Genomic DNA, 22740 nt, shown 5'->3' with positions numbered 1-22740 from the left:
GCGCAGCCGCGCTGGCACAAGGGTTGTGATCGTTGAAGGGGCGACCAATGGGCGACCCGTACCGGGCATTTCAGGCCTTCTTGGCCGCTTCGCGGTAAACGAGCAGCGGTGGCTTATTTTCTTCAATCGTGGATTCGTCCACGACCACCTTTTCAACATTGCTCGCATTGGGCAAATCGAACATGGTGCCAATCAGCGACTGCTCCAGGATGGAGCGCAGGCCACGGGCACCGGTCTTGCGTGCCAATGCCTTGCGGGCAATCGCCTTAAGCGCTGCAGGGCGAATCTCCAGATCAACGCCCTCCATGCCCAGCAGCTTGCTGTATTGCTTGACCAACGCATTCTTGGGTTCGGTCAGGATCTGAACGAGCGCATCTTCGCTAAGCTCAGCCAGCGCAGTGACCACGGGCATACGCCCCACCAGCTCAGGGATGATCCCGAACTTGATCAAATCTTCGGGCTCGATCTCTTGGAAGACATCGGTGAGCGAGCGCTGTTTTTTGCTGCGCACCGCAGCACCAAAACCGATACCCGAAGCCTCGGTGCGATTTTCAATGACCTTTTCAAGGCCAGCAAACGCACCGCCACAGATGAACAAGATGTTGGTGGTATCGATTTGCAGGAAATCCTGGTTCGGATGCTTGCGCCCCCCCTGCGGAGGCACACTGGCCATCGTGCCTTCAATCAACTTAAGAAGCGCCTGTTGAACACCCTCACCCGACACATCGCGGGTGATAGAAGGGTTGTCAGACTTGCGGGATATCTTGTCAATTTCGTCGATGTAAACGATGCCGCGCTGGGCACGCTCTACGTCGTAGTTGCAGCTCTGCAGCAGCTTTTGGACAATGTTCTCAACGTCTTCGCCCACATAGCCAGCCTCGGTCAACGTGGTGGCATCGGCCATCACAAAAGGCACGTCCAGCATGCGTGCAAGGGTTTGGGCCAGCAAAGTCTTGCCAGAGCCGGTGGGGCCAATCAACAAGATGTTGCTCTTGGACAGCTCCACATCGTCTTTGAGTGCCTTGTCCTTGTGACGCAAGCGCTTGTAGTGGTTATAGACCGCCACCGCCAAGGTGCGTTTGGCAAAGTCCTGACCAATCACGTAGTTGTCCAGATTGGTCTTGATCTCGATGGGCGTCGGCAGATCGCTGCGAGCCTCTTTGGACAGCTCGCCCACAGGCAGCTCATCACGAATGATCTCATTGCACAGGTCAATGCACTCGTCACAGATAAAGACCGACGGACCAGCGATCAGCTTTTTGACTTCGTGCTGGCTTTTACCGCAAAAGGAGCAGTAAAGGGTTTTTTCGCTGGAAGAGCCTTTTTTCTCGGCCATGGGGCAACGCCTTGTTACGGAAAGTTGTCAGGATGATAACCAAATAAAAACGGCGTCTTCCCCGAGGGAAAACGCCGCCCAGTGTCCTACCGGGTTCAGGCGCGCTTGCTGATCACCTGATCGACCAGACCGTATTCCTTGGCCTCATCGGCCGACAGGAAATAGTCGCGCTCTGTATCGCGCTGAATCTTCTCAAGCGACTGGCCCGTGCGCTCTGCCAGGATGCTGTTGAGTTGCTCGCGGGTCTTGAGAATCTCACGGGCGTGGATTTCAATTTCTGTCGCCTGCCCTTGCATGCCACCCAGCGGCTGGTGGATCATGACCTTGGAATTGGGCAACGCAAAACGCTTGCCCTTGGCGCCAGCAGCCAACAAGAAGGCCCCCATACTGGCCGCCATGCCCGTGCACAGTGTCGACACATCGGGCTTGATGAAGTTCATGGTGTCAAAAATCGCCATACCGGCGCTCACCGAGCCTCCTGGCGAGTTGATGTAGAACGAAATGTCCTTGTCAGGATTTTCGCTCTCAAGGAACAGCAACTGAGCCACCACCAAATTGGCAGTCTGGTCATTCACCGGCCCCACCAGAAAGATCACGCGCTCCTTGAGCAGGCGAGAGTAGATGTCATAGGACCGCTCACCGCGGCCAGACTGCTCGATGACCATAGGGACCATACCCAGGCCTTGTGTTTCCAATGCGCTCATGTTTTCTCCAGTCAAGCAGGTACTGTACCCAGAAATGAATTGGGGCCTGTGCACGAAAGCACAAGCCCCTGGATTCGCATTACCGCCGCCTCACCCACAGGGCAAATGGCGGTATGGGCTTTAGCCCTGGCCCATCAGTTCATCGAACGATACGGCCTTGTCCACAACCTTGGCCTTGCCCAGAACGAAATCGGTCACGTTGTTTTCGATGACAACGGCTTCGACTTCTGCCAGGCGCTGACGGTCACCGAAGTACCAGCGCACCACATCTTCGGGCTTCTCGTAGCTGGCAGCCAGCTCGTCAATGTGGGCCTTCAATTGCTCGGGCTTGGCATGCAGTTCGTTGGCACGCACCAACTCGGCCACCACCAGACCCAGGCGCACGCGGCGCTCGGCTTGGGGGCGGAACACGTCTTCAGGGATTTCAGCCTTGTCAGCGTCCTTGATGCCACGTTGCTTCAGCTCAGCGCGGGCGCCTTCCAGCAGACGGCCGATTTCGGCTTGCACGCTGGCGTTGGGCAGATCCAGTTCGGCCTTGGCCACCAGAGCATCCATCACGGCTTGCTTGTTGCGGGCCAGCAGACGGAACTTGACTTCACGCTCCAGGTTCTTCTTGATGTCGGCGCGCAGACCGTCCACGGAACCGTCAGCGATACCCAGGGACTTGGCCAGGGCGTCGTTCACTTCGGGCAGGTGGGCTGCTTCGATCTTCTTGACGGTGACGAGGAAGTCTGCAGTCTTGCCTGCAACATCCTTGCCGTGGTAGTCGGCGGGGAATGCCAGGGGGAAAGTCTTGCTCTCGCCAGACTTCATGCCGCGCACTGCATCTTCGAATTCCTTGAGCATCTGGCCTTCGCCAACCAGGAACTGGAAGTCTTCGGCCTTGCCGCCGTCAAAGGGTTCGCCGTCGATCTTGCCTTCGAAGTCCACGGTCACGCGGTCGCTGTCTTGGGCAGCTGCGTCCAGGGCGCGCTGTGCGAAGCTGCGACGCTGCTTGCGCAAGATGTCGATGGTCTTGTCGATGGCTGCATCGGTCACTTCGGCCGACAGCTTTTCGACTTCAGCGTCCGACAGGTCTGCAATCTTGACTTCTGGGAACACTTCGAAGATGGCGTCAAAAGTGACCTGGCCTTCAGGGGCGCCTTCTTTTTCAGTAATGCGGGGCTGGCCAGCCACACGCAGGTTGGCTTCGTTGGCTGCCACGGCAAAAGCCTCACCGACCTTGTCGTTGAGCACTTCGTACTGAACGGAGTAGCCATAACGCTGAGCGACCACATTCATGGGCACCTTGCCGGGACGGAAGCCGTCCATCTTCACAGTGCGGGCCAGACGCTTCAGGCGCGTGTCGACTTCGGACTGGATCAGGGTGACGGGCACGCTCAGCGTGATCTTGCGCTCGAGCTTTTCAAGGGTTTCAACAGTAACGGCCATGGCTATTCCTCTTATGAATGTGGATCGTGCTGGCTGCAGCGCAGCAGCGCCGTGTTCCGCAAAGTCTCACATGGATGGTGCGCGGGGGGGACTCGAACCCCCACACCATTGCTGGCGTCAGGACCTAAACCTGGTGCGTCTACCAATTTCGCCACCCGCGCGGTTTAACAAACAAACAGGCGGCAAGCACAGCTCGCCGCCTGTGTGAAATCGGTCAACCTTCTATTTTACCCTGATGTACGGGGCAATTAAAACGAAGACCTGTTTCAAAGCACTTCCGCCGTCGGTCGACGCACCCGGAACCAGGCGGCATACATGGCGGGCAAAGCCAGCAGCGTCAGCACCGTGGCCACCACCAGACCACCCATGATGGCCACGGCCATCGGCCCCCAGAAGACACTGCGCGACAGCGGGATCATCGCTAGCACGGCGGCGGCGGCTGTGAGCACGATGGGGCGCAAACGCCGCACGGCCGACTCCACGATCGCATCCCAGGCAGGCACACCCCGCGCACGGTCTTGCTCGATCTGGTCGATCAGGATCACCGAGTTGCGCTGGATCATTCCCATCAGCGCGATCACGCCCAGCAACGCCACAAAGCCAAACGGACGGTTGAGCAACAACAACGCCCCCGCCACCCCCGCCAGCCCCAGGGGGCCGGTCAAGAAGACCAGCATGGCACGGCTGAAGCTGTGCAGTTGCAGCATCAACAGCGTGAAGGTGATGAACAGCATGATGGGGATGCCCGCAGCAATCGAGGCCGATCCCTTGGAACTCTCTTCCACAGCACCCGCCACTTCAATGCGATAAGCCCCCTGCCCTGCGGCATGCCATTGGGCCTCGATCTCGCGCAGACCGGGCAGCAGGGCACCGGTCACCGTCGCACCCTGGATGCCCTCTGTCACATCGCCCTGCACGGTGATGGCGTAGTCACGGTTTTCGCGCCACATCACACCAGGCTCCCAGGTGAACACTGGCTTGGCAATCTGGGTCAGCGGAATGGCCTTGCCCGATGCAGTGGGCAGGTACGCACTGCCGATGTCGGTGATGGCGTTGCGCTCGTCCAGCGGCTGGCGCAGCATGATGTCAATGAGCTTGTCGCCCTCGCGGAACTGCCCGATTTGCGAGCCCGCCAAAATGATCTTGGCAGCCTGCGCAATCGACTGGCTGGTCACCCCCAGGGCCCGCGCCTTGTCCTGGTCCACCTCCAGGCGCAGCACCTTCACAGACTCATTCCAGTTGTCGTTCACGCCGCGCATGTCGGCGTTCTTGCGCAGGGCGGCCTTCACTTCATCGGCGCGCTCACGCAACACCAATGGGTCAGGCCCCATCACACGAAACTGCACTGGGTAAGCCACAGGCGGGCCGTTGGGCAACAGCTTCACCCGCCCGCGCACCTCCGGAAACTCCTGCGCCAGCAGCGCAGGCAGCTTGATGCGCAGCGACTCCCGTACCTTCAGGTCGGTGGGCAGCACGATGAGCTGGGACACGTTGGTTTGCGGAAGCACCTGGTCCAGCGGCAAATAAAACCGTGGCACACCCGAGCCAACCCAGGTGGTGACCGAATTCACCCCCGCTTCGGTCAGCAGGCGTTGCTCCACGCGCTTGGTCACCTCTTCATTGCCCTCAAACGAGGTGCCCTCCGGGAACCAGACCTCCACCATGATTTCCGGGCGGCTGGAGTCAGGGAAGAACTGCTGCTGCACCTTGCCCATGCCCACAATGCCCAGCGCAAAGGTCAGCACCGTCAGGCCAATGGTGATCCAGCGGTACTGCACACACCAGTTCACCAGACGCCGGAAGGCCGTGTAGAACGGGCTGTCAAACACTTCATGGGGGTCGTCGGTGATGCCTTTTTGCGCCTGCGCAGCTTGCACATGCGGCGGCACCTTCAAGATCAACGTGCCCAGGTACGGCACAAAGTACACCGACACCACCCACGACAGCACCAGCGAAATCACCGTCACGGCAAAAATCGCAAAGGTGTACTCGCCCGTCATCGACTTGGCGATGCCGATGGGCAGAAAACCTGCCGCAGTGATCAGCGTGCCAGTGAGCATGGGCATGGCCGTCAGCTCATAGGCAAAGGTGGCCGCGCGCACCTTGTCGTAGCCCTCCTCCAACTTCAGCACCATCATCTCCACGGCAATGATGGCGTCGTCCACCAGCAGACCCAGCGCGATGATGAGTGAGCCCAGCGAAATCTTGTGCAGACCAATGTTCCAGTACCACATGGCCAGGAACGTGACGGCCAGCACCATGGGGATGGTGATGCCCACCACCAGCCCGGGGCGAGGGTCGATGTACCAGCGCTTCCACAGCGGCTGGTTGCCGGGGCGCTTGTGCAGGCCCAGGCTGATGAAGCTCACGGCCAGCACGATGACCACGGCCTCGATCAGCACCTTCACAAACTCATTGACCGAGGTGGACACCGCCTTGGGCTGGTCTTGCACGTTCACCAGCTTCACACCCGCAGGCAGTGACGTGCTGATGCTGTGGGTGACCTTTTCCAAAGCCTTGCCCAGGGCAATGATGTCGCCGCCCTTGGCCATGGAAATGCCCAGCGCCACCACTTCACGCCCCTGGTGGCGCACCTTCACCGTGGCCGGGTCCACATAGCCGCGCTTGACCTCGGCAATATCGCCCAGGCGGAACTGCGCCCCAGAGGGGCCACGAATGGGCATAGCCTGCAGGTCTTCAATGGCGTTGAATTGACCACCCACACGCACCTGCACCTGGTCCAGCGGCGTTTGCACCGCGCCGGCAGGCTCCACCGCGTTTTGCTGGCCCAGCTGCGACAGCACCTGGTTGAAGTCGAGCCCCAATTGCGACAAGCGCTTTTGCGAGACTTCGACAAACAGCTTTTCGTCCTGCACGCCAAACTGCTCGACCTTGGCCACATCGGGCACGCGCAGCAGCTGCTGGCGCACATCGTCGGCAAAGGTCTTGAGTTCAGCGTAGCTGAAGCCTTCGGATTCCAGCGCGTAGATCACGCCGTACACATCGCCGAACTCGTCGTTGAAGAACGGGCCCTGCGTGCCCGTGGGCAAGGTGTAGCGCATGTCGCCCACCTTTTTGCGCACGGTGTACCAGACGTTGGCCACCTCTGCAGGGCGCGAGGAGTCCTTGATCTGAAAGATGATTTGCGACTCGCCGGGTTTGGAGTAGCTGCGAATCTTGTCCGCATAAGGCACCTCCTGCAGCGTGCGCTCGATCTTGTCCGTCACCTGCTCGGCCACCTGCTGCGCCGTAGCGCCCGGCCAGTAGGTGCGCACCACCATCACCCGGAAGGTGAAAGGCGGGTCTTCGTCCTGCCCCAGCTGGAAATAGGCCGCAAAGCCCAGCAGCATCAGCACGACCATCAGGTAGCGCGTGAGCGCTGGGTGGTCGAGCGCCCACTTGGAGAGGTTGAACCCCTCTTTTGGTTGGTTCTGGCTCATGGTCTGCCTTACTTGGCGGCGGGCTGGGATGCTGCGGCAGCCGAAGCCGCGGCGGCCGATGCAGCCGCATCAGTCGCTACTGAATTAGTAGCTGCTTGCGCTTTACCAACGGGCGCTGGAGCCGATTTTTGTTGATAAACCATAACTTTTTGGCCCGGAGACAGCACATGCACGCCGGTGGACACCACCTGCATGCCCGGCGTCAGGCCTGACGACACCACGGCGTCGTTGCCATCGGCCGTCGCAATCTGGATGACCTGTGACTTCACGGTGCTGGTGGCAGGGTCGTACACCCAAACGGCTGTGGCCTGGCCCTCCTGGCGCAAGGCGCTGGTGGGCAGCTTGATGGCCGGCGCGCCCGCATGGCTCAAGGCCTTGGGCGTGACATACACCGTAGCGCCCAGCGCAGGGGATTCGGCCCGGTCGATCGCCACCTTTACCTGGAAGGTGCGGGTGCTGGCGTCGGCGCTGGCGGCCACCTCGCGCACCTTGCCTGCGATGGTGTTGCCACCCGCCCAGCCACGCACTGACACCTCTTGCCCGGCAGCCATCAGGGCCACTTTGTCTTCCGGCACGGCAAACACCACGTCGCGCGCACCATCTTGCGCAATGCGCACCACTGGCGTGCCCGCAGTCACCACCTGGCCCGGCTCGGCATCAATGCCGGTGATGACACCCGACACATCGGCCACCAGCCTCGTGTACGTGGTCTGGTTGCCCTGTGATGCCAATTGCGCGCGGGCCTGGTCCAGCGTGGCCTGCGCAGCCTTGAGCGTCGTGTCGCGGCGCTCCAGCTCGGCACCGCTGATGAAGTTCTGGTCCTTCAACGCAGCATAGCGCTTGTAGTCTGCGGCGGCCAGGTCGCGCTGCGTGGTGGCTGCGGCCAGTTGGGCACGGGCTGCATCGGCGGCCAATTGGTAGTCTTTGGGGTCCAGTTGCGCCAGCACATCGCCCGCTTTCACGCGCTGGCCCAGCTCGGCCTGGCGCTGCACGATCTTGCCCGCTACCCGAAAGCCCAGGCGCGACTCCACACGGGCGCGCACTTCACCGGCATATTCCAGTTGCGACTGCAGCGCGCCCAGGCCCACCGTCATCAGCTTGACCGAGCGCACCGGCTCTTGTGGTGGCTCGGGACGCGAGCATGCCGCCAGCAGCGCCACTGCGCCCAAAAGCGGTAGATACCTGGTGAACCTGTGAACGGGCCGCGAAGCGGAAGGTGTACGCATGGGAGATCCGATGAAGATAAAAAGAGCGACCAGGGACGCCCCACACTGCCAACGAGGCTTTGCAGAGACGCCACAGCCAAGGGCCCGCCAACGATTTCCATCCGCGCGCACAAACACGCGCGCACCGCTGCACCCACAAGGCCTGAAGGCTCAGACCCCAGGGCCCCTGTGCACGAATCACCGTGCCGTGCGCCTCTACGGTCTCGGGCGGTCTGCTTTGTTGCAGCCCATCCCGACCCGCAGCGCACACTTGCCGCTCGATTCGCACAAAGGATCCCTGGCGCGCGTTGTCTGGAAAATGATGTGAACGGACCCCGAACAGCCAGCCGCCAAATCAGCTACTGACTGACTGGTTAGTAATCTATGGGATGCACATGACCTTGTCAAGCGACAATCCACGCCGCAATGAAGCCTGAACAACGCACCCCATCCGCCCCTGCTGCGGCGCCCCTGCCCAGCGCCGCAGCGCCGCAGCCCGCAGCCGTGACCCATTACGAGAACTTTCCGGTCGCCTCGCTGCTGTGCCCCGCCCCTCTGCGCCCCGTCATCCGGGCGATCTACGCCTTTGCACGCACCGCCGATGACATTGCCGACGAGGGCGATGCCCCGGCCACACAGCGCCTGCAGGACCTGGCCGCGTTTGAGGCCGATCTGCAGGCCATTGCCCAAGGCCAGCCCCCCAGCACGCGTTGGGCTTCGGTGTTCCTGCCGCTGCAGGGCATGCTCAAACGCCACCAGCTGCCGCTAGGGTTGCTGACAGACCTGCTCAGCGCCTTTGCCCAGGACGTGGAAAAAACCCGCGACGCAGAAGGCTACGCCGACCGCCAAGAGCTGCTGGACTACTGCCGCCGCTCGGCCAACCCCGTGGGGCGGCTGCTGCTGCACTTATATGGTGTGAACAGCGCACAGGCCCTGCAAGAAAGCGACGCCATCTGCACCGCGCTGCAATTGGCCAATTTCTGGCAAGACCTGAGCGTGGACATTCCACGCAATCGCCACTACCTGCCCCGCGCCGACTGCGCCGCGCATGGCGCCTGCCAGTCCGAATTGCTGGCACGCCAGCCCACCCCGGAGAACATGCGCCTGATCATGGAAAGCGCCGCCTGGGCCCGCGCCACCATGCTGCGGGGCGCCCCCCTGGTGCACCGCCTGCCTGGCCGCATGGGCTGGGAGCTGCGGCTGGTGGTGCAAGGCGGCTTGCGCATTCTGGACAAAGTCGAGGCCCTCAACGGCGCCAGCCTGCACACCCGCCCCCGCCTGCACGCGTGGGATTGGTGCGTGATGCTGGGGCGCGCCATCGCAATGTAAGAAACATTCATGGGCAGCAAGCACCACTGAAGCGCCCGCGCTACACCGGCCGCACATTTCAAGCAAAAATGCACTCTAGCGCTTATCCATCAAACGCTGTAAGCTATTATTTTGATAGCAAGTAAGCAGAACGGTATGCAAGCCCACCGCCCTGTCCACCCGCCAGGCCCCACGGCAAACGCAGGCTGGGCAGGGATTGTGCGCATGCCCCGGCTGCGGCGCAGCGGCTAGCCTAGGGGCCTCTCTGCAGCCACCCAACCTGCGGCCCCACAACGCCAGCGCAGCGCCAAAAGCACTGCGGCCCCACACCCTACCCCATGTCCGTCAGCGTCTTCGATCTTTTCAAAATCGGCATCGGCCCCTCCAGCTCCCACACCGTGGGGCCCATGATTGCGGCGCGGCAATTTGCCTGCCATCTGCGGGCCAGCCACGGCCTGGCGGCTGTGCACCACGTCACGGCAGAGCTGTACGGCTCGCTCGCCGCTACAGGCGTGGGCCACGGCACCGACACTGCGGTGCTGCTGGGTCTGGCCGGCCACGAACCCGACACCATGGACCCCGACCAGATCGCCCCCGCTGTGGCCCAGATCCGCACCCAGCAAACGCTGGCACTGCTGGGCGAACATGCGGTGCCCTGGGTCGACAAAGAACACCTGCAGTTGCGCCGCAAAAGCCTGCCGCGCCACCCCAACGGGCTGTGCTTTCGCGCCTTCAATGTCCAAGGTGAAGAGATTGCGGTATGCGAGTACTACTCTGTGGGCGGCGGCTTTGTGGTGGACGGGCAAGGCCAGCGCGTAACCAACCCTGGCCCGGCCGCAGGGCGTGACGTACAGGGCCATGGCCAAGGGCTGCCCCACCCCTTCAGCACCGGCGCAGAGCTGTTGGCGCAATGCCACGCCACGGGCCTGAGCATGGCCCAGATCACCGCCGCCAACGAGCAGCACTGGCGCAGCCCGGCCGAAGTGCAGCGCCAGCTCCAGCACATCTGGCAAACCATGGCGGCGGCCGTGCAGCGCGGCTGCGCAGCCACCGGCCAGTTGCCCGGCCCCATGCGTGTACGCCGCCGCGCGGCCGAGCTGCACCGCAGCCTGAGCAGCCACCCCGAGGCCGCGCTGCGCGACCCGCTGTCGATGTTGGACTGGGTGAACCTGTACGCCATGGCGGTGAACGAAGAAAACGCGGCCGGTGGCCGCGTGGTCACGGCCCCCACCAATGGCGCCGCCGGGGTGGTTCCGGCCGTGCTGCATTACTACGTGCGCTTTTTGTCAGGCGCCAACGACGAGGGCATTGCCACTTTTTTACTCACCGCCGGGGCCATAGGCATCATCTACAAGATCAACGCATCTCTGTCCGGGGCCGAGGTGGGTTGCCAGGGCGAGGTCGGTGTGGCCTGCTCCATGGCCGCAGGCGCCCTCGCCGCCGTGATGGGCGGCACGCCTGAGCAGGTGGAAAACGCCGCAGAAATCGGCATGGAGCACAACCTGGGCATGACCTGTGACCCGGTAGGCGGGCAGGTGCAGATTCCCTGCATCGAGCGCAACGCCATGGGGGCCATCAAAGCCATCAACGCCGCGCGCATGGCCCTGCGCGGCGATGGGCAGCATGTGGTCTCGCTCGACAAGGTCATCAAGACCATGATGCAGACCGGCGCCGACATGAAAAGCAAATACAAGGAGACTTCGCGCGGCGGTCTGGCCGTAAACGTTGTGGAATGCTGACGCGCCGCAACCAAGTACGCGCACACAGGGCACGGGTCGAATCACAATGGGGGGACAGGGTGTGACAGGGCACACCCACCGCACTATTCACCTCCATTCATCAAGATGCAACTCTCTTCCAAACTGCGTCCCTGGGCTCTGATGGCAGCCCTGGCTGTGGCCAGCGTCCCCGCATTCGCCCAAGACACGCTCTCGCGCATCGCCAGCTCTGGCGAATTGCGCCTGGGGCACCGCGAAAAGTCTCTGCCGTTTTCGTACAAGGACACAAGCTCCGGCAAGGTCCAGGGCTATACGGTCGATATCTGCCTGCAGATTTTTGAAGAGATTAAAAAAGAACTGAAACGCCCCGACCTGCGCGTGAACTACCTGCTGGTGGACGGCAAGAACCGCATCTCCGACGTGAAGGACAACGTGGTTGATCTCGAGTGCGGCGGCACCGCTAACACGGCGGCGCGGCAAAAAGAGATCTCCTTCAGCCACCACATCTTTGTGGCGTCGTCGGCCTTCCTGGTGCGCAAGAACTCCAACATCAAGACGCTGGACGACCTGCAAGGCAAAAAGATCGCGGTGCAAGGCAAAACCACCAACGAAAACCTGCTGCGTGCCAACGAGCGCACCTTCACCCGCAAGTTCAACTACGTGTTGGTCGAAAGCACCCTGGACGCTGTGAACGCACTGGCCAAGGGGGAGGCCGATGCCGCCTTTGCCGACGATGCCGGCATCTGGATCCCGCTGACCCGACTGGGCAAGTCCATGAACGACTACCAGTTCCTGGAAAAGCGTCTGTCGGTCGAGCCCTACAGCATCGGGCTGCGCAAGGGCGACCCCAAGTTCAAGGAGCTGGTGGACCGCGTCACCCGTCGCATGATCCAAAACGGCGAAATGACCGCGCTGTACAAAAAATGGTTCAGTTCTGATCAAGGCACCCTGCCCATCAGCATGTTCATGAAGGAAGCCCTGCGCCGCCCCAGTGACATTGGCGTAGAGCAAATCGCTTTCTAAACAAGCCCCGGCTGCGCTGTGGCTGGCAATTGCCCCCCAGGGGTGGGGCCTGCCAGCACAGCGCTAAATCTTGGATGCAGGCCCCGCAGCCCATGGGACAATCCCGCCCCATGACACCGGAACAGTACGTCCAACAAAAAGCCGCCGCCTCGGGCAGCAGCTTCTATTACGCCTTCTTGTTCCTGCCAGCGCCACGGCGCGCCGCCATCACGGCGTTCTACGCCTTTTGCCGCGAAGTCGATGACGTCGTTGACGAAGTCTCTGACCCGGGCGTTGCGCGCACCAAGCTCGCCTGGTGGCAAGCCGAAGTGGCCAAGGCCTTTGGCGGCCAGCCCACCCACCCGGTGATGCAGGCCCTGATGCCGCACACCCAAGACTACGGGATTGAGCAGCGGCACCTGCAAGCCGTCATCGACGGCTGCCAGATGGACCTGGAACAAACCCGCTACCTTGATTTTGCGGGCCTCAAGGGCTACTGCCACTTGGTGGCAGGCATTGTGGGCGAGGTTGCTGCGCGCATTTTTGGCCAGACCGACGAGCGCACCACGCAGTACGCCCACACCCTGGGCTTGGCGTTCCAGCTCACCAACATCATCCGCGACGTGGGCGAAGACGCCATGCTAGGCCGCATCTACCTGCCCGTGAGTGAGTTGCAGCAGTTTGATGTGAAAGCACACGAAATCCTCAAGCGCCAGTACTCCGACAAGTTCACGGCCCTGATGCGCTTTCAGGCCGAACGTGCACACAGCCTGTACGACGAAGCCCTGGCCATGCTGCCTGCGGCAGACCGGCGCACCCAAAAGCCTGGCCTCATGATGGCCAGCATCTACCGCACCTTGCTGCGGGAAATCGAGCACGAGAACTTCCAGGTGCTGCACCAGCGCATTCGCCTCACGCCGCTGCGCAAGTTCTGGCTGGCATGGAAGGTCCAGGCCCTGGGGCGCATGTGATGCGCGTGGCCGTGATCGGCGGTGGCTGGGCCGGCATGGCCGCCGCCGTAGCGCTGGCGCAAGGCGGCAACCAAGTCACCGTACTGGAAGCCGCGCGCACCCTGGGCGGGCGGGCCCGGCGCGTACCTGTGACCGGGGCCGATGGCGCCGAACTGTCGCTCGACAACGGCCAGCACATCCTGATCGGTGCATACACCCACACCCTGGGCCTGATGCGCACGGTGGGCATTGATGTGCCCAGCGCCTTGCTGCGCACCCCGCTGGCCTTGACCTACGCTGACCAGACCGGGCTGCAACTGCCTGACCTGCCCCCGCCATGGGACGCCCTGGTGGGCGTGGCCCGCGCCCGGGGCTGGCGCTGGACCGACAAGCTGGCCTTGCTGCGCGCCTGTGCGGGCTGGCAAATCCGAGGGTTTCAGTGCGACGCACACTGGTCGGTGGCGCAGCTGTGCCACGGCCTCACGCCGCGCCTGCTGCAAGAGTTCATTGAGCCCTTGTGCGTATCGGCCCTGAACACCCCGGCCCACGAGGCCAGCGCACAGGTGTTTTTGCGCGTGCTGCGCGACAGCCTCTTCAGTGGCCGGGGGGGCTCCAACCTGCTGCTACCCCGCATGGACCTGGGCGCCTTGTTCCCCGAGGCTGCCGCCCGGTGGCTGGCGACGCAAGGCGCCACCGTGCACACCGGCCAGCGTGTGCAGCAACTCCAGCACACCCACACCGGCGCCACCGAAGGCTGGCTGGTGGATGGTGTGCCTTTTGACGCCCTGGTACTGGCCACGCACAGCACCGAATCCGCCCGCCTGGTGCGCGTGGCCTTGCCCAGCATGCCTCAGGCAGCACAAGCCCCGATGACCCAGTGGGCAGACACCGCCCAAGCACTGCGCTTCACGGCCATCGGTACCGTGTATGCCCTGGCTCCACACGCGGCAGACACGACAGGCATGGGGCACACCTTGGCGCAGCCCATGCTGGCGCTGCGCCCAACACCGCAGGAGCCTGCACAGTTTGTGTTTGACCGCAGCCACCTGGGTGGCCCACCCGGCTTGCTGGCTTTTGTCGTGAGTGCCAGCGAGCAAGACCGCGCCACGCTGGAGCAGCAAGTGCTGCAACAGGCGCAGCGCCAGCTGGATCTGAGTGGACTCATCCCCCTGCAGACCGTGGTGGAAAAACGCGCCACCTTCGCCTGCACCCCTGCCCTGCAACGCCCTGCCGTGGCGCTGCTGCCCAGCTTGTGCGCAGCGGGTGACTACACGGAAGGCCCCTACCCAGCCACGCTGGAAGGCGCAACCATGAGCGGCCTGCAGGCGGCTCAACACCTGCTGGGCCGCAACCCCATTCGAGCCTCCGCCGCCGTTTCTTGAGCCGCATCAAATACCCTGCATTCGCCCCAAGAATGGACAGGGATCGCTGTCTTGATCTCACATCAAGACCCGTTACAACCGGCTACGCGGCGATAAAATTGGGAGCAATGCAGCCCAATGACCGCCTACCGGTCCTCTCCCAGAATGCGGCGTGCATCGGTACACCGCCCACGGCCAGACTGCCTACCGCAGGCGACCTGGCCCAGGCCCTTGGCTGCACTGCGGGGCCTCCAGCCCACCCTCCCATGCCGCCCACCGGAAGTGCGCCATGAAAAAAATCCTCGCCCACTGGCGCATTGTTGGCACCCTGGTATTGCTGCTGCTGGCCTGTGCGGGTTATTGGTGGCAGCTTCTGGGCCAACAACGTGATCAGCTCGCCTTTGCACAGGCGCAGACCGAACTGCGGGCCAGCCAGGTCTCGCGCACGTTGGCAGTGCAAGTGGGCACGCTGATGGGCGGCCTTGAATATCTTGCACGCAACCTGGCAGTGCTGTACGAAAGCGATCCGCAGCATGCCTTCCAGTTGGCTGCAGGCAATGCGTTGGCCACTTTTCCGCCCGGCAGCCTCTTGCAGATTGCCGTCGCAGCCGCCAATGGACAGATCGTCTACTCCTCGTTGACCCCATCCGACGGGCTACAGACCAATGCGGTCTCGATCGAAGACCGTGCGCATTTTCAGGTCCATACGCTGAACGCTGGGCAGCACATTTACATCAGCCGTCCGACCCTGGGGCGCCTCTCGGGCCAATGGTCGGTGCAAATGTCTTACCCGGTGGAGCACCAAGGACGCTTTGGTGGCGTGGTGGTGCTGTCGGTCAATCCAGAGTACCTCTCACGCAACTTCCGTGAAGTGTTCACTCAAGGCGAAGACGTGGCACTGCTGGTTCGCGCCGACGGGGCCTATTTGGCGCGCTCCCATCTGCAAAGCGAGGTGCTGGACCAGAACATGCCGCCTGAGAGCGAGTTTCTGAGCCACCCCGAGCGCAGCAGCGGGCAGTACCAAAGCCACGCCTCTGTCGATGGCATAGAGCGGCTGTATGCCTGGCAGCGCCTGACCAACTACCCCCTGGTCGTCAGCGTAGGGCTGGGACGCGACCAAGCTTTGGCGACTACACGCATTGCCGTGCGAGAAAGCCGCTGGCGCAATGCACTGGGTACCGGAGCCCTGCTGTTGGCTGCCATCTGGATTGCCATTCTGTTTGCCCGGCAAAAGCAGGACCACACGCAGCTGCAGCGCCACAAGCAACGCTACAGCCTGGCGCTGGAGGGCGGTAAGCTGGGCACTTGGTACTGGCCCTTGGGCGCAGACGAGATGCAGTTTGATGTGCGCTGGCCCACCTTGCTCGGATTGCCGCCGCAAGCCCAGCAACTGAATCAGCAGCAATTGCAGGCCTTCATGCACCCCAGCGACTGGGTCAAATGGCGCGAGGCGCTGCAAGCCCATGCAAGGGGCGAGACGGACTACTTTGAAGCCGAACCTCGGCTGCGGCACCAAAGCGGCCAATGGATTTGGGTGCACCTGCGCGGAAAGCTGGTGGACCCAGATGCAATGGAGACGACGCCCCACATCGCAGGCACCTACCTGGATGTCACCCAACGGCATGAGGCGGAAGCCGCGCGCGCCGAGATGCAAATGCGCCTGTCCAAACTGCTGGCCCAGGTGCCAGGCACGGTGTACCAGTTCCGGCTGCGCACGGACGGCAGCGCCTGCTTTCCTTATGCCAGCCCAGGCATCATGGACATCTACGGCATCACGCCCGAACTGGCGCAAACCGATGCACACCAAGCCTTTGCCAGTGTGCACCCAGAGGACATGGATCGGCTGGCGGCCAGCATCCGGCAGTCTGCAGACACGCTGGAGGCCTGGTCCTTTGAATGGCGCCAAATACGGCCTGATGGCGAAGTCCGCTGGCTGGCGGGCAGAGCCAACCCCGAGCGTGAGCCCGATGGCAGCACCCTGTGGCACGGCTACATCCACGATGTGACCGAGCAGCACGCCATGGTGGAGACGCTACGCCGCAGCGAAGCCCGGCTGCGCCTGACCATGGCGGCCGTTCAAGACGGGCTGTGGGAGTGGGACACGCACTCCGACACCATCCTGATGGACACCCGTTGCCACGAAATCCTGGGCTATGCCACTCTGCCAGCGCCCCTGCATGTGAACACCTGGAAGCGCCTGGTACACCCTGACGACCGCGCGTCCGTGCTGACCACGCTGCAACGCCAAGTCGCGCTCGGACAGCCTTTTGACGTGGAAGCGCGCCTGCGCACCCAAGAAGGCACGTGGCGCTGGGTGGAGATCAGAGGCCAGGTCGCCCCCGACGCCGCAGGGCGGTCGGCGCTGGTGATCGGTACACAGACAGACATCACCCAACGCATGCAGGAGGCTCACCTGCGCCGTGCGCTGCTCGACAACGCAGCGGCAGCCCTGCTCATCACCACCCCGAGCGCACCATTGCGCTGGCCAATCAACGCGCAGTGGAAACCTTCTCGGAAGACGGCCTGCCCTTGCAAGGCAAAAGCACGCAGGCCCTGCACCGCCACGAAGCGTCTTACGCACAGTTTCGCCAATATGTGGACACCGTGCGCCTGCACGGCGCGGTGCAGGTGGAATACCTGCTGCGCACGGCCAGCGGCGCGCTGCGCTGGTTCTCGATGCGTGGCACACCGCTGGACCCAGAACACCCCGAAGGTGACATTGTGTGGACGCTGGTGGACACCACCGAGCGGCGCGAAACGGAAGAGGCGCTGGCAACCGCCCAGGCCCATTTGCTGGAGGTGATTCAGCACTTCCCGGGTGGCGTGCTGGTGCAAAACCAGGCAGGCAACGCCGTGGTCATCAACCAGGCCATGTGCGATCTATTCAACGTGCCCGCGCGCTCCAAGGACCTGGTTGGCTGCGATCGCGAGGCGCTGCTGGCACTGGTGCCCCCCGAAGCCAGGGCCGTGCTTCCCTCCCGCGAAAACCCGCACAACGAGGGCTCCAGTGCGAGCTATGAAGTCACCTTGCAAGACGGGCGCACCACACGCATTGACCTGATCCTGATGCGCACCGGACGGGGAGACGACCTGGGCAGGCTGTGGCTGGCGCAAGACATCACCGAGCGCCGCCGCCACGAACGCACACTGGAGCGGCTGGCCACCACAGACACACTCACCAGCTTGCCCAACCGGCGCGCCTTCATGGCCCGGCTGGAGGCAGAAATCACCCACATTGCCCATGGGGCCCCACCGGCCATGGTGCTGATGCTGGACCTGGACCACTTCAAACGGGTGAACGACACCTGGGGCCACGCCACGGGCGACCAGGTGCTCATGCACCTGGCCAAGCTGCTGCGCGGCAACCTGCTGCGCAAGGACGACATGGCCGGGCGCCTGGGTGGTGAAGAGTTTGCGGTGCTGCTGCCTGACACCACCGTACCAGAGGGTCTGGGAATTGCGGAGCGCCTGCGCGCCGCGCTGGAGCAAAGCCAGATACTGAGCGACACGGGCCAGACCATTCGGGTCACCATGAGCGTGGGCGCCTGCACTGTTGGCACCCACTCGGGCAGCACGCTGGCCAGCGCCGATGCGGCGCTCTATGAAGCCAAGAACACCGGACGCAACCGCGTGGTACAGGCACCAGCGTCTGGGACGGCCGCGCCCGAACGGCCCCATGGCAGCCCGGCAAAGTCGCCACACTGACAGCATTCCGAAAGCTAGCGCGCGGCAACATGCTCTGGATTTCAAGCGTTGCTGAACTCCGCCCATCATGGACGACCAAGGCAAGCCGCGCCATCATTACCACCACATCACAACAACACTAGGAGACAAGACCATGTTGAAAAACACCCCTTCCCTTCACCCCACAAGACGCCAGTGGCTGGGCACAGGCTCTGCCCTGGCCCTGGGCGGCCTGCTGCCGTCCTTGGCCTCTGCACAAGCAGCCTGGCCCAGCAAGTCAGTGCGCTTTGTCGTGCCCTTTGCCCCCGGCGGCAGCTCTGAAATCGTGGCGCGCTCCACGGCGGCCGAGCTGTCCAAAACCCTCGGTCAGAGCGTGTTCGTGGACAACAAGCCGGGCGCGGCAGGCAACATTGCCATGTCGGAAGTGGCACGCGCTGAAGACCAGCACACCCTCATCCTGGGCCACATCGGCACCCTGGCGGTCAACCCGTTCATCTTTGACAAGCTGCCCTACGACGCCAACAAGGACTTCAAGCCCGTGAGTCTGCTGGCCAAGGTGCCCAGCCTGTACGTGGTGCACCCCGATGTGCCGGTGAAGAATCTCAAAGAATTCATTGCTTACGCCAAGAAGAACCCCGGCAAGCTCAGCTACGGGTCTGCGGGCAATGGCAGTGCCGGCCACCTAGCGTTTGAATACCTGAAGATGACGGCCGATCTGTTCATGTTGCACGTGCCCTACCGCGGCACCGGCCCCATGATGACCGACCTGCTGTCGGGCCGCCTTGAGGCTTCGGCCGTGGGCGCAGCCGCCATGTTGCCGTTCATCAAATCCGGCAAAGTGCGCTGCATTGCCACAGGCTCAGCCAAGCGGTTGCCGCAGTTGCCCGATGTTCCAACCGTGGCAGAGCAAGGCTTTCCGGGGTTTGAGATGACACAGTGGTACGGCATGCTCGCGCCTGCCAACATGCCTGCCGCCAACCTCGACAAGCTCTCAGCAGAGACCATGAAAGCCGTCAAGGCCCCTGCATCGCTGGAGCGGCTCAACGCCGATGCGGCAGAGGCCATTGGCGGTACACCGGCACAATTTGCGCAGTTCATCGCCGCTGAGCAAGAGCGCTGGAAGAAAGTGCTGCTGCGCGCCAAGGTCAAACCCGATTAACCCCTGAGCCGCTTCGCGTTTCCCCCTTCTCTCGCCCCGCTGCGCGAGTCGGGAAGGGGGATGCAGCCAGTGCGGCGGCGCGGCCCTTGCACGGCTGCCTGACCTGGGCAGCGCGTGGTCGCAGGCTGACTGCTGGCGCTTGCGCGCCGTGCAGCGTTGAATGGCCCACCGCTGGATGCAAGCGCTACGCCATCCGCACAAACGGTAGCATCGCCCCATCATGCGCATCCTTTTGGCCGAAGACGAACACAGCCTGGGCACCTGGCTCAGCCGTGCGCTGGAGCACGCAGGCATTCAGGTCGAATGGGTGACCGATGGGCGCCTGGCCGACCGGGCACTGCAGCAGTCAGACTACGACGCGCTGGTGCTGGACCTGGGGCTGCCAGGACTGGACGGGCAGACCGTGTTGCAGCGCCTGCGCGAACGCGATCAGCGCTTGCCCGCACTGATCCTGACGGCCCGCAGCTCACTGGAAGAGCGCGTGCGCTCGCTCAACGCCGGGGCCGATGATTTTTTGGCCAAACCCTTCGAGCTGGCCGAGCTGGAGGCGCGACTGCATGCCCTGGTGCGCCGCGCGCGCGGCACCGAGCACCCGCGCCTGGCCTGCGGGTCGCTGGTGTACGACAGCGCCCGCAAGCAGTTCACACTGCAAGGCGCCCCCCTGCCCCTGTCACCCCGCGAGCAAGCGGTGCTGCGGGTGCTGGTGCAGCGCAGTGGCGAGCCTTTTTCCAAACAACAGATTCTGGACCGCGTCTTCTCGGACGACGAGGACGTGCACCCCGAAGCCGTGGAGGTGTTTGTGCACCGACTGCGCAAACGCCTGGAGGGCAGCGGCGTGCGCATCACCACCCTGCGAGGGTTGGGCTACGCACTGGAGTGCGACTGAATGCGGCCGATGCCACAGGCCGCCGGGGTGCAGAAGGCACCGCCGCAGCCCCACAGGCAGCGCCCCCGCACCCGGCTGTGGCAACGCTTGGCACTGGTGCTGCTCCCTCTTTTGGCGCTGGTCACGGCGCTAGAGCTGTGGATGACACGCCACGACGCCCTCGAAGCCGCCAATGCAGCCTATGACCGTTCGCTGTTGGGGGCACTCAAGGCCATTGATGCGGGCATATCGACTGCGTCGGGCGGGCTGTCGGCCGAACTGCCTTACAGCATGCTCGAATTTTTTGAGCTGACCGCCAGCGGCTCGGTGTATTTCCGCGTGGCGTCCTCCGATGCTCTGGTTGAGCTGGGCAACGCCGATTTGCCCCTGCCACCGGACCCCTTGGCGCCCGGCGTGCCGCGCTTTTACGACGCCAGCTATTTTGGCGAATCGCTGCGGCTGGTGGCCTACCAGCGCCCCACGCCGTCCACAGTTTTTGCCGCAGAGGCTGCGCCAGGGGTTTTGGTGCAGGTGGGGGAAAGCACGCAGTCGCGCCAGGATTTCACCCAGCGGTTTGTGCGCCGCGCAGCACTGCGCGACGGATTGATCCTGGCGCTGATGGTGCTGGGCTCTGCAGGCACGCTGGCCTTGGCGCTGCGCCCCTTGGCCCGTCTGGCGCAAGAGGTGCAAGACCGCAGCCCCGAAGACCTGGACCCGATCGCCCCCCAAGACTTGCCTGCCGACATCCTGCCACTGGTCTCGGCAGTCAACCAACACATGGCGCGCAGCCAGGCGCTGATTGCACAGCAGCGCCAGTTTTTGGACGATGCCTCCCACCAGTTGCGCACGCACCTGACCACTTTGCAAATGCAGATCGACTGCGCCCGGCGCGAGCCCGACACTGCCGCAGTGCAGAGCACGCTGGGAGCCCTGGGCGCAGAAATATCCCGCGCCACGCGCAGCACGCAGCAGTTGCTGGCCCTGGGCCGCAGCGATACGGCGGCCCTGGACTGCACCCCCATGGATTTGGCCGCCCTGCTGCGCAGCGTGGCGCTGGAGCTGCTGCCCCAGGCCCGCGCCAAGCACATTGACTTTGGCATCCACCCCCCATCGCCATCGCGCAATATGGCCATGGCAGACGCCCACCTGATGCGCGAGGCCCTGACCAACCTGGCCGCCAATGCCATTGCCTACACACCGGCGGGCGGCACGGTCACACTGGCAGCCGCTGGCGATGATCTGGGCTGGAGCCTGAGCGTAGAAGACGACGGGCCTGGTTTGAGCGAGGAAGAACGCGCCACACTGGGCCAGCGCTTTCGGCGGGGAGCACAAGCCAAGGCGCCTGGATCAGGGCTGGGGCTGGCCATCGCACGCTCCATTGCGCAGCGGCACCAGGGCACACTGCGGTTGCAGGCGCGCGAGCATGGCCCAGGGCTGCGGGTGTTGGTGTGGTGGCCCTCACCGGCCCCCAACGGGGCGTGACCATAATCAGGCTCCCAGCCCACCCGCCCCATGTTTGCGCCCACCCACCAGCCCCTCACTCCATCGCGCCGCCAAGCCCTGCAAGCCGCCGCTGCCGCGCTGCTGCCCTGCGGCAGTTGGGCCGCAGATGCCGTGGCCCCATTCGCAGGCGCTGAATGCATTGCCCCCTCCAAGCCCGGTGGCGGCTTTGATCTGACTTGTGCTGTGGCATCACAGGCCATCGCCAGGGTACGGCCCCAGGCCAACGCCCTGCACACACGCTACCTGCCAGGGGGCATCGGGGCCGTGGCATTTGACCAGGCTGCCAGCGGGCGGCTGGGGGGACCGGGCACCCTGGTGGCGTTCTCCAGCGGGTCGCTGCTCAACATTGCGCAAGGCCGCTTTGGCCCGCACCCAGTGCAGGCCGTGCGCTGGATTGCCACCCTGGGCACCGACTACGGCGTGGTTGCCGTGCACCGCGACAGCCCCCACCAAAGCCTGCCGCAGCTGGTGCGAGCCCTGCGCGAAGCGCCCTCCAAGCTGGTGTTTGGCGCTGGTGGCACCCTGGGCAGCCAGGACTGGATGAAAGCCGCACTGCTGGTGCGGGCCGCAGATCAAGACCCACGCAAGATGCGCTTTGTGTCATTTGAAGGTGGTGGCGAAGCCATCAAGGCGCTGGAAAGTGGCCACTTGGGCGTGTTCACCGGCGATGCGGCAGAAGCCATGAAGGCCCTGTCCAAAGGCGCCCAGTTCAAGCTGCTGGCGGTGCTCGCCCCGGCCCGGCTCCCGGGGCGGCTGCGCGACGTGCCCACGGCCACCGAGCAAGGCGTGGCGCTGGTGTGGCCCACCGTGCGGGGCGTTTATATGGCAGCAGGCACGCCTGATGCCGCTGTGGCCGCATGGACGGCTGCCTTTGAACAAGCCCACAGCGCCCCAGGTTACGCCGCGCTGTGCCAGGAGCATGGGCTGGCCCCCCACCGCCTGACGGGAGCGGCACTGGAGGCATTTGTACAAAAAAGCGTAGAGGACTACCGAGCGCTGGCCAAGGAACTGGGGCTGCGGTTGTGGAAGGCCCCCGCGCCCTGACCCGTTCAACGGGGCGCATTGGGCTTGAAA

At 63.6% G+C, this 22740-nt stretch carries 15 protein-coding genes, 1 tRNA gene and 2 pseudogenes; 12 read left to right on the top strand and 6 right to left on the bottom strand.

Annotated features, from left to right (window positions below):
• Positions 1-70: 70 nt before the first annotated feature.
• The 6 genes from clpX to EAG14_RS07730 all read right to left on the bottom strand — a co-directional run bounded on the left by clpX (position 71) and on the right by EAG14_RS07730 (position 8137).
• On the bottom strand, positions 71-1336 hold the full coding sequence (clpX, locus tag EAG14_RS07755) for an ATP-dependent Clp protease ATP-binding subunit ClpX (protein WP_099655890.1): 1266 nt from the start codon (positions 1334-1336) through the stop codon (positions 71-73).
• Between the two features lie 95 nt (positions 1337-1431).
• On the bottom strand, positions 1432-2040 hold the full coding sequence (gene clpP, locus EAG14_RS07750; protein WP_099655891.1) for an ATP-dependent Clp endopeptidase proteolytic subunit ClpP: 609 nt from the start codon (positions 2038-2040) through the stop codon (positions 1432-1434).
• Positions 2041-2160: 120 nt separating this feature from the next.
• The gene (gene tig, locus EAG14_RS07745; protein WP_099655892.1) at positions 2161-3471 is read right to left on the bottom strand and encodes a trigger factor; all 1311 of its coding nucleotides are present in this window, start codon (positions 3469-3471) and stop codon (positions 2161-2163) included.
• 75 nt (positions 3472-3546) lie between these two features.
• Positions 3547-3632, bottom strand: a tRNA-Leu gene (locus EAG14_RS07740).
• A 105-nt stretch (positions 3633-3737) separates the two neighbouring features.
• Positions 3738-6911 carry an efflux RND transporter permease subunit gene (locus tag EAG14_RS07735; protein ID WP_099655893.1) on the bottom strand — a complete coding sequence of 1058 codons (3174 nt, stop codon included), beginning with the start codon at positions 6909-6911 and terminating at the stop codon, positions 3738-3740.
• An 8-nt stretch (positions 6912-6919) separates the two neighbouring features.
• Positions 6920-8137, bottom strand: coding sequence for an efflux RND transporter periplasmic adaptor subunit (locus EAG14_RS07730; protein ID WP_099655894.1), 1218 nt, complete (start codon positions 8135-8137; stop codon positions 6920-6922).
• Between the two features lie 405 nt (positions 8138-8542).
• Between EAG14_RS07730 and hpnC the strand changes: the two genes are divergently transcribed.
• The 12 genes and pseudogenes from hpnC to EAG14_RS07675 all read left to right on the top strand — a co-directional run bounded on the left by hpnC (position 8543) and on the right by EAG14_RS07675 (position 22710).
• Positions 8543-9445: a squalene synthase HpnC gene (hpnC, locus tag EAG14_RS07725; RefSeq protein WP_121728517.1), complete on the top strand. Its 903-nt coding sequence runs from the start codon at positions 8543-8545 to the stop codon at positions 9443-9445.
• A gap of 317 nt (positions 9446-9762) precedes the next feature.
• Complete coding sequence (locus tag EAG14_RS07720) at positions 9763-11163, top strand: L-serine ammonia-lyase (RefSeq protein ID WP_121728516.1); 1401 nt, start codon at positions 9763-9765, stop codon at positions 11161-11163.
• Between the two features lie 105 nt (positions 11164-11268).
• On the top strand, positions 11269-12165 hold the full coding sequence (locus tag EAG14_RS07715; RefSeq protein WP_240456966.1) for an amino acid ABC transporter substrate-binding protein: 897 nt from the start codon (positions 11269-11271) through the stop codon (positions 12163-12165).
• Positions 12166-12275: 110 nt separating this feature from the next.
• Positions 12276-13115, top strand: a complete 840-nt coding sequence (gene hpnD / locus EAG14_RS07710) for a presqualene diphosphate synthase HpnD (protein ID WP_121456443.1) — start codon at positions 12276-12278, stop codon at positions 13113-13115.
• Positions 13115-14476, top strand: coding sequence for a hydroxysqualene dehydroxylase HpnE (gene hpnE, locus EAG14_RS07705; protein WP_121730358.1), 1362 nt, complete (start codon positions 13115-13117; stop codon positions 14474-14476). The genes hpnD and hpnE overlap by 1 nt, the downstream gene beginning before the upstream one ends.
• Before the next feature lie 268 nt (positions 14477-14744).
• Positions 14745-16850: pseudogene (locus EAG14_RS23235) on the top strand (PAS domain-containing protein); the annotation flags it as partial.
• A pseudogene (locus EAG14_RS23720) lies at positions 16760-17152 on the top strand (hypothetical protein); the annotation flags it as partial. The pseudogenes EAG14_RS23235 and EAG14_RS23720, both read left to right, overlap by 91 nt.
• A 24-nt stretch (positions 17153-17176) precedes the next feature.
• Positions 17177-18160, top strand: coding sequence for a sensor domain-containing diguanylate cyclase (locus EAG14_RS07695; RefSeq protein WP_240456965.1), 984 nt, complete (start codon positions 17177-17179; stop codon positions 18158-18160).
• A gap of 133 nt (positions 18161-18293) precedes the next feature.
• Positions 18294-19298 carry a tripartite tricarboxylate transporter substrate binding protein gene (locus tag EAG14_RS07690; RefSeq protein ID WP_099655899.1) on the top strand — a complete coding sequence of 335 codons (1005 nt, stop codon included), beginning with the start codon at positions 18294-18296 and terminating at the stop codon, positions 19296-19298.
• Positions 19299-19518: 220 nt separating this feature from the next.
• A complete protein-coding gene (locus EAG14_RS07685) occupies positions 19519-20184 on the top strand; it encodes a response regulator (protein WP_099655900.1) in 666 nt (221 codons plus the stop codon).
• Between the two features lie 9 nt (positions 20185-20193).
• Positions 20194-21645 carry a sensor histidine kinase gene (locus EAG14_RS07680; protein WP_121728512.1) on the top strand — a complete coding sequence of 484 codons (1452 nt, stop codon included), beginning with the start codon at positions 20194-20196 and terminating at the stop codon, positions 21643-21645.
• A 30-nt stretch (positions 21646-21675) separates the two neighbouring features.
• On the top strand, positions 21676-22710 hold the full coding sequence (locus tag EAG14_RS07675) for a tripartite tricarboxylate transporter substrate-binding protein (RefSeq protein WP_099741497.1): 1035 nt from the start codon (positions 21676-21678) through the stop codon (positions 22708-22710).
• The last annotated feature ends 30 nt before the right edge of the window (positions 22711-22740 follow it).

The organism is Acidovorax sp. 1608163 (assembly GCF_003669015.1).
GTDB lineage: Bacteria > Pseudomonadota > Gammaproteobacteria > Burkholderiales > Burkholderiaceae_C > Acidovorax.
The sequence above is the reverse complement of the archived record's forward strand: the minus strand, read 5'-3'. Positions and strand labels throughout refer to the sequence as shown.